The 8,040-nt window shown below is 52.1% G+C and carries 9 protein-coding genes; 7 read left to right on the top strand and 2 right to left on the bottom strand.

Annotated elements, in window-relative coordinates:
• The first annotated feature begins 11 nt into the window (after positions 1-11).
• The 5 genes from HNR65_RS10940 to HNR65_RS10960 all read left to right on the top strand — a co-directional run bounded on the left by HNR65_RS10940 (position 12) and on the right by HNR65_RS10960 (position 3,149).
• Positions 12-335, top strand: coding sequence for a P-II family nitrogen regulator (locus HNR65_RS10940; protein ID WP_181551538.1), 324 nt, complete (start codon positions 12-14; stop codon positions 333-335).
• Positions 336-472: 137 nt separating this feature from the next.
• A complete protein-coding gene (locus HNR65_RS18260; protein ID WP_181551560.1) occupies positions 473-565 on the top strand; it encodes a hypothetical protein in 93 nt (30 codons plus the stop codon).
• Positions 565-1,479 (top strand): cation diffusion facilitator family transporter, encoded by a 915-nt coding sequence (locus tag HNR65_RS10950; protein ID WP_232364748.1) that lies wholly within the window; start codon positions 565-567, stop codon positions 1,477-1,479. The genes HNR65_RS18260 and HNR65_RS10950 overlap by 1 nt, the downstream gene beginning before the upstream one ends.
• Before the next feature lie 308 nt (positions 1,480-1,787).
• Positions 1,788-2,204 (top strand): MarR family winged helix-turn-helix transcriptional regulator, encoded by a 417-nt coding sequence (locus tag HNR65_RS10955; RefSeq protein ID WP_181551539.1) that lies wholly within the window; start codon positions 1,788-1,790, stop codon positions 2,202-2,204.
• Positions 2,205-2,252: 48 nt separating this feature from the next.
• Positions 2,253-3,149: a permease gene (locus HNR65_RS10960; protein WP_181551540.1), complete on the top strand. Its 897-nt coding sequence runs from the start codon at positions 2,253-2,255 to the stop codon at positions 3,147-3,149.
• A gap of 21 nt (positions 3,150-3,170) precedes the next feature.
• Here the strand turns inward: HNR65_RS10960 and HNR65_RS10965 are convergent, their stop codons facing one another.
• Both HNR65_RS10965 and HNR65_RS10970 read right to left on the bottom strand, forming a co-directional pair.
• Complete coding sequence (locus HNR65_RS10965) at positions 3,171-3,473, bottom strand: hypothetical protein (RefSeq protein ID WP_181551541.1); 303 nt, start codon at positions 3,471-3,473, stop codon at positions 3,171-3,173.
• The gene (locus HNR65_RS10970; protein ID WP_181551542.1) at positions 3,470-4,657 is read right to left on the bottom strand and encodes a double-cubane-cluster-containing anaerobic reductase; all 1,188 of its coding nucleotides are present in this window, start codon (positions 4,655-4,657) and stop codon (positions 3,470-3,472) included. Before HNR65_RS10970 ends, HNR65_RS10965 begins: the two co-directional genes overlap by 4 nt.
• Positions 4,658-4,957: 300 nt before the next feature.
• Here HNR65_RS10970 and HNR65_RS10975 point away from each other — a divergent pair, with 300 nt between their 5' ends.
• Both HNR65_RS10975 and cfa read left to right on the top strand, forming a co-directional pair.
• Positions 4,958-6,334, top strand: coding sequence for a sigma-54 interaction domain-containing protein (locus HNR65_RS10975; RefSeq protein WP_181551543.1), 1,377 nt, complete (start codon positions 4,958-4,960; stop codon positions 6,332-6,334).
• Positions 6,335-6,692: 358 nt separating this feature from the next.
• A complete protein-coding gene (gene cfa, locus HNR65_RS10980) occupies positions 6,693-7,871 on the top strand; it encodes a cyclopropane fatty acyl phospholipid synthase (RefSeq protein ID WP_181551544.1) in 1,179 nt (392 codons plus the stop codon).
• Positions 7,872-8,040: the final 169 nt, after the last annotated feature.

Consider the following 8,040-nt stretch of genomic DNA (forward strand, 5'->3'; position numbering starts at 1 on the left):
GGAGCAGAAATATGAAAATGATCATTGCCTACGTCAAACTCAACAAAATCGATGACGTGATGCTGGCGCTCCACAAAGTCGAGGGACTGACGGGCTGCAGCAATTCCGATGTGCGCGGGTTCGGCCGGGACCGAACGGCATCGGAGATATCGCTGGACTATAAGCCCCATATAAGGCTGGAACTGGCCTGCCGGGACGAACTGGCTGAAAAAGTGGTGGAAACCATTGAAAAGGCCGCCCATACCGGCCTTCGAGGCGATGGCAAAATCTATGTCCTGCCCGTTGAAAACGCGGTAAGAATCAGCAGCGGACGGCGCGGCGAACAGGCGGCTTGATACTTACTTTTAAACTCAGGGAAAATTGAAATGAAAATACAATCGAGTCGGCCGGGACAAGTAGCCAAAGCCGATTTGTCAACACTTGCCATTAGGATCGTTCCGGCCTATGATTTCATTAACAGAACAGCCGGAAGATCGACGGCATACCGCCCGATCGGTTTGATATCATCGGAGGGATCATCGCATTGATCGGCGTGGCGGTGATCATGTACTGGCCAAGGGGATAATGATGGATATGATTGATAACAACAGCCACCAGCATCAAACCGGAAATTACAACCGCGCCTTTGGGATTGGCATTATACTTAATGTCCTTTTCGTTGGCATTGAAGCGGGCTATGGCATTGCGGCCGGGTCATTGGCCCTGATAGCTGACGCAGGGCACAATTTGAGCGATGTGCTAAGCTTGCTGCTCGCCTGGGGTGCGGCTTTGCTCGCTGCGAAACCGGCGTCTGAGAAACGGACATATGGTTTCCGAAAATTAACCATCATGGCGTCTTTGGCCAATGCCATCGTGCTTCTGGTTGCGCTGGGCGCAATCACATGGGAAGCGATTGGCCGGTTCTTCGATCCAAAGCCGGTCGAAGCGATGATTGTTATCGTGGTTGCCGCCATCGGTGTCGTTATTAATGCTGTCACAGCTTTGCTTTTTGTATCCGGCCGGAAACATGACCTGAATATCAAAGGAGCATTCCTTCATATGGCAGCCGATGCCGGTGTCTCACTCGGTGTCGTGGTGGCGGGCATAATGATTATGTTTACAGGTTGGTTGTTGATTGATCCACTGATCAGTCTTCTCATCGTAGCTGTTATCCTCGTCGGTACCTGGTCATTGCTTCGTGATTCGATGAACCTTGCCATCGATTCGGTTCCCCGGGGTATTGATATCGCTGGAATAAAAAGATACTTAACCAGTCTTGAAAACGTGATTAAGATACATGATCTGCATGTCTGGGCGATGAGCACAACCGAAGTTGCGCTGTCTGTTCATGTGATTGTCAAAGATGGTGCTTTAGAAAATGACTTCCTGCCGAAACTCCAGCAACAGCTTCATGATCGTTTCGGAATAGAACATTCCACCATACAGATTGAAAAGCAGGATGATGCATCCTGTATGTTAAACAAGGACGCATGCATTTGAGAAACGGAAGTCGCAATAGGGGTCAAATCTTTAATCTTGACAATAATTTGTTGGCCATATCCTCAAACTGTTGCTTTAAAGCGGCATCCGATCGTTTCCGGCAACTTTTAACCGGGGCTGTTCCCTGGGTGATTTCCCGGAATCTTTTTCCAGAGCTTGACCCCATTCAATGCGAAAAATAGTTGACATTGTCAATTAAAGTTCATAATGTAAAAGTACAAGCAGACAGGAACGCGGAATTTTTTCCGGGGCAAAGGATAATACTTTTGCAAAAGAGCGTTTGTAAAGCCATCGAAGGGTAAAAGACAATGTTTTCAGAGATTGGCAGTACACTTGCCACAATCGCCTGGCACTTCGGTCCCAGGGGCCTGAACGGGGAATGCTGTGAAGATCTTTCCATGCCTGAGTTCATTGCCCTGGACAAGGTTTCAGCCACCCGGAACTGTTCCGTGCAGGAAGTGGGGCGCAGCCTTGGTTTCAGCAAAAGCGGGGCCACAAGAGTGGTCAACCGACTGGGAAAAAAGGGCTATATCAAAAAGCTAAAATCCCGCGAAGACGGCAGGGTATGCTGCATTGAACCCACGGACAAGGGCCGGGAGATGCTTCGGATGGCAGATCTGCGGTATCAGCAGCAATTTGAAGCGCTTTTATCCAGGTTCCCCTCTGAATCCAGACAGAAAATCAAAGAGGTCTTTTTCCGGGTGGCCGGGGCAGTGAAAGAGTAAATTTTTTTTGGATAAATGGTTGACATTGACAACTTTTAAGAGGGCATAATGAACAATCTTTTTACTTCGCTGAAATATTTTGCAGTCATTACCGCTGAGCTGACAGTCCTGTTTATCGGAATTAGCGCAATTGTGGCCCTGATTTTAATGTATATTCCCCGTGACCGCCTCCGGCAGTGGCTTTCCAGGCGGGGCATTTTCGGCAATTTCCTTGCCGGCATTGTCGGGGCATTGACCCCGTTTTGTGCCTGCTCCACAATCCCCATGACGCTTGGTTTTCTCAACGCCGGGGCGCCTTTTGGTCCGGTCATGACATTTGTGATCGCATCCCCGCTGCTCAACCCCATTATTATCGGAATGGTTGCGGTGCTCATGGGCTTAAAAGCCTGCCTGATCTATTTTGCGGTTACTTTTGCAGGCGCCATCTGCTTTGGAATCGTTCTGGAGAAGGCCGGAGGCGGCCGGTATGTAAAAAACGTCCGGGTAAAAGGGGGGTGCTGCGACAGCGGAGAGCTGGAAATTCCGGCGGCTTTTCCGGATAAGCTGAAAAGCGCTTTTGCTTCTGCCTGGACCGATTTCCGGGGGGTGCTGATCTATCTCCTGGTCGGCGTGGGGATCGGGGCTGTGATTTACGGATATATTCCACAGGAATGGATCGTGACAGCGGCCGGGCCCGGCAATCCGCTGGCCATACCGATTGCCGCGGTCATCGGGGTCCCCTTGTACATCCGGGCCGAATCGGCCATTCCCATCGGACTGGCTCTGGCTGAAAAAGGCATGAGCATGGGGGCGGTGATTGCCCTGATCATCGGCGGCGCCGGTATGGCGATTCCGGAGATGACCATGCTGGCAGGAATATTTAAAAAACGGCTGGTGGCTTCATTTGTGTTTGTTGTTTTTACAACCGCGGTGATCGGCGGATACGCATTTAACATGATACTGTAACCTATATCAGGTGTAAACCTGTCAAAAAAAAGGAGGCAAGTTATGGCTGAAGAAAAGAAAAAAGGGTTGCTGCAGAAAATTTTCGGAAGGAAACCCAGCTGCTGCAGTATCGAGCTCGAAAACGCAGAGCAGGAGAGCCAGCAGGAGGAATCGGAAAAAAAGAAGGATGAAGCCGGCCGGGGGTGCTGTTCGCAACGCAGTGAATCCGGAAATTTGCGCTGATCCGGAGTCCTGAGAAAAACCGGCCGCCGGATTATAGCCGGCGGCCGGAACTTTGGTAGGGCAGTTTTTTTTGATGGCAGCAGAAAGCGGACCGGGGGTCAATTGGCGTCCGCCGCCTTGGGCAGGGTCTCAAAAAGCGCCTCGATCCGGGTTTTGAGCTGGCCCGTATCCGCATCCGAATAATCGGTTTCCACCTTTAAAAAAGGCAGGCCGTGGTGGTTTTTTACGTGATCGGCGATCCGGCGGGATTCCACGTTGTATCCGTGGCATGCCTGCAGGATAAAATCGACCACCACGTCCGGCCGGTAGGTTTCGATGAGTTTCGACAGGGCGGTCATGCGCCCGGTGTTGGGTGTCATGCAGGCGCACGGGATTTTCAGGTATCGTTCTGCCAGGGCGCCGATGGGATCGCCGGTGTTTTCCGCGATGTCATTGTTAAACGTTTTTGTGCCGGTGCATGAATCCGGGGCCACCACGACCCCGCCGGCTTCTTCGATGACCCTGAATATTTTCGTGGCATCGCCTCCGATGGGACACCCCGTAACAAGGACCCGGGGGGCGTCCGGGGTGCCGAAATACCGGCCGGCCTGCTTTCTTTTTTCCAGTTTTTCGAGTTTTTCCTCCAGCAGGGGGATGACGTCAAAGCCGGTCGAGGGCATGGCCAGAAAGGAGATGTCATAGATCTCCTTCCGGGAGATTACCGGGGGGCAAAGCGCGGCATATTCAAATATTTTCCGGGCCAGGCGGTTTTTCCGGTTGGACCAGGAGATGGCCTCCTCGATTTGCTCTTCCGTGGCTGACCGGCCTGTTTGCCGCTCCAGAAAGTTTTTGAGCCTTACAATCATTTGCCGCCAGACCGCTTTTGCCTCGTTTTGTTCGGGCATCTGCGGCAGGTCCATGACATGTAAGGGGCGCAGTTCCGCGATGAGCTCAAACATCTTTTTCTTGCCGTCGCAGGTGGTCTCTGCCACAACCACGTCGGCCGCCGAGAAAAACGGGCAGGTCCCTTCCCGGATAAATCCGTAGCTGGACTTGATCAGCGGGCACAGGTTGGCGGGCAGTACTTCTTCGGCCGATTCGATGGGCACCCTGGAAAAGGCGCACAGCAGTGCCGGCACGATTTTCATGGCCTGCATCAGTTCAATGGGTGCGTATCCGCAATAGATGCCGGCAACCGGCCAGCCTTCTTCCTTTTTTTGCAATACATACTGCAATGCCCGTTTGGCCGGGGGCTCACTGTCGAGCCCGTCGTTCATCAGCGGTTCCGTCGGCGCGTTGCTGCTCATCCATTGACTCCTTTCCGGATATTGATCGGGTTTCATGCAATGGGTCAACCGTATAGGCCGGTCATATGGATGTGTCAAATTTTTAATTTCTATAAATAGTTATGTTTTTATAGATTTCTTCGATAAATACAATTGACGACTTCGTAAAAAGTCGTCTGATCACGATTTTTTACGAAACCATCACAATTGAATGATTCCGAAAAATACGGCTTATTTAAAACCGTTGACCCCGGCATTCCAAACCGATACTATATATAATATAATTCTGGTTTGTTGCGTGCTGCTGAAAGGACGATGCCGATGACCAAACAAAATTTTGATCCACCCTCAAGCCCTACCTCATGCCGATTTATGGCGCTGCCGCCGTCGCACTGCTGCACGATCGTGGAAAGCATCCGGGAAGGGGTTCTCACCTTTGACCTTGAAAAAACCGTGACCTATGCCAATCCGGCGGCCGAGGCGATTATCGGGTATGGCGCCGATGACATGATCGGCCGCAAATGCCATGAGGTGCTTCAAAGTGAGCTGTGCCGCCGCAGATGCCCGGTGGATGATCTGCTGGCCGGCGGGGCCTCCCCCGGGGAACGGCAAACAAGGATTATCGGTGAGTCCAGCACGGTAAAAACCGTTGCCATCAACTGCGAGCTGCTCTACGACGAACAGGGCAGGGCCACCGGACTTGTGGAAACCATCCGTGATCTTACGGACCTGGAAAAGCTTCGCAAACAGGTGACCCGGGATTACACCATCGAGGATATTATCGGCCGGTCACCGGCCATGCGCAAGATCCTTTCCTTTCTGCCCGACATCGCCGAAAGCGATAGCGCGGTGCTCATCGAGGGGGACACCGGCACGGGCAAGGAAATGGTGGCTAAAGCGATTCACCGGCTGAGCCGGCGCAAAGACGGCCCTTTTGTGGCGGTCAACTGCGCCGCCCTTCCTGAGACGCTGCTGGAATCCGAGCTTTTCGGGCATAAGAGGGGCGCTTTTACCGGTGCTGTCAAGGACCGGCAGGGACGGTTTGAGATGGCCGACGGGGGCACGCTTTTTCTGGATGAAATCTGCGCCACCTCCATGTCTTTTCAGGCGGATCTGCTGCGGGTTCTGGAAGACGGGCAGTTCACCCCGCTGGGGGCTTCCGGGCCCCGGCATTCGGATTTTCGTTTGATCACTGCAGCCAACGAGGATTTGCAGGAGCTGATGGGCCAGGGGCAGTTCCGGACCGATCTTTACTACCGGGTGGGCGTGGCCAGGATTCAACTGCCGCCCCTGGCCCGGAGAAAAGAGGATATTCCTCTTTTGGTGGATCATTTTATTCAGAAATTCAACCTGATCAAAGGCCGCGCCGTTCAGGGCGCCACAGCCCAGGCCCTTGCCGCGCTTTTCGATTATCCCTTTCCCGGCAATATCCGCGAACTGGAAAATATCATCGAGTTTGCCTTTATCGCCTGTAAAAACGGCTGGATCGAACTGGAGCACCTGCCGGAGGAAGTCAGGGAACGCCGGGATTCGGATTCTAAAGACTGGGGGGGAGCGCTTCTGCCCCATGAGGCAGAAGAAGCCCTGAAAATCAAGAGCGTTCTGGAGAACTGCCGCGGAAACCGCACCATGGCCGCCAGGTCTCTTAGCATGGGCCGCTCGACGTTGTGGCGGAAAATAAAAAAGTACGGCCTTTAATGCAGGCGGCCGCAGCGGTGCCCCCGGGCAAAACGGAGTTGAAACATGAAGTAAAACACTCTGTGAAACTGTTTCACTATATGAAACGCCTGCCTTTTCTCATCCTGTTTTGACATTTCCTGCTTTATAAAGAAAAAACATTTATTTCAAAAAGATAGGATTTTATCTCACTCGTCTGCTTTTTTTCGGCATAAAATTTGCTTTACTATGGGTAAATAATAGATAATGGCCTTAACCTCTTTCGTCCCAGTCTTTTGGGCACGAAATATCCTGTTTCAGAAGAGTAGAGGTTCATTAAAAACCAACAGAACGGAATCGCATATGAAGGAAAAGAAACAAATCAAATGGAGAGACAGACATGGAAACAACAACATCCGGTATTTATCAAAAGCCGCGAGTTCTCTCCTCCGTGTTGGGGAGAGCCAAAAGCTCCCGGCAATATATCCAGGAGGCGCTGGATTATGCCGGTATTACAATTAACGGCGGCAGGCCCCATGACATCATTGTCCATAACAACGACCTGTATGACCGGGTCATAAGGGAGGGAAGCATTGGCGTTGGTGAAAGCTACATGGACGGGTGGTGGGACTGCCATGCACTGGACGCGTTTTTCAACCGGATTTTTCGGGCGGATTTGAAAAAATATTTTGAAGGTAACTGGCAATTTTATCTCCATGCCCTAAACGCCCGGCTCCTGAACCTGCAGAAAGGAAAGCGATCCTATGAGGTGGGTTTGCGCCATTATGACGTGGGCAACGCGTTTTACCGGGACATGCTCGATGATCGGATGACCTATACGTGCGGATACTGGGCCGGCGCGCAGAACCTGAATGAAGCCCAGGAAGCCAAACTGGACCTGATTTGCCGGAAAATGGAACTTTCCCCGGGGATGCGCGTTCTTGACATCGGATGCGGCTGGGGATCTTTTGCCGGATATGCCGCGGAAAAATACGGCGCAAACGTCACCGGCATTACCATCTCGCAGGAGCAGGCCGATCTGGCCCGGGACCTGTGCAGCGGGCTGCCCGTTGACATAAAGCTCCAGGACTACCGTGATGTAACCGGACAATACGACCGCGTGCTGTCTGTGGGCATGCTGGAGCATGTGGGATATAAAAATTACCGGACTTACATGGAAACCACCGCGCGCTGCCTGAAAGACGACGGCATCGCCTTGATCCAGACCATCGGCGGCAATGCCAGCGCCACCACGACCGATCCCTGGCTGGACAAATACATTTTCCCCAATTCCATGCTGCCTTCGATCAGCCAGATCGGCCGGGCCATGGAAGGCCTTTTCGTCATGGAAGACTGGCACAACTTCGGACCCGACTATGACAAAACCCTGATGGCCTGGCATGAAAATTTTGAAAATTGCTGGCAGAAGCACAAAGAACAATACGGTGAGCGTTTCTACCGGATGTGGAAGTTCTACCTGCTGAGTTGCGCCGGTGTGTTTCGCGCCCGGCATACCAATCTCTGGCAGATTGTCATGACCAAAAAGGGCTGCGCCCGGCCCGCATGCAGGCTTGCCTGAAAAACCGGAACATCCAGCGCCGGCGCCGGGAATTTGAAGCAGACTCCGGGGTATCAGATGAAAAACCTTATGATTTTAACTCAACTTTCTGAGGAGCTAAATTCAGTTTAAACTTCTGAAATTAAGCTCGATTTGTCACTTGAAAAGCCGAAAAATATGATTGCAGCCC

This window comes from Desulfosalsimonas propionicica (assembly GCF_013761005.1).
Taxonomy (GTDB): Bacteria; Desulfobacterota; Desulfobacteria; order Desulfobacterales; family Desulfosalsimonadaceae; genus Desulfosalsimonas; species Desulfosalsimonas propionicica.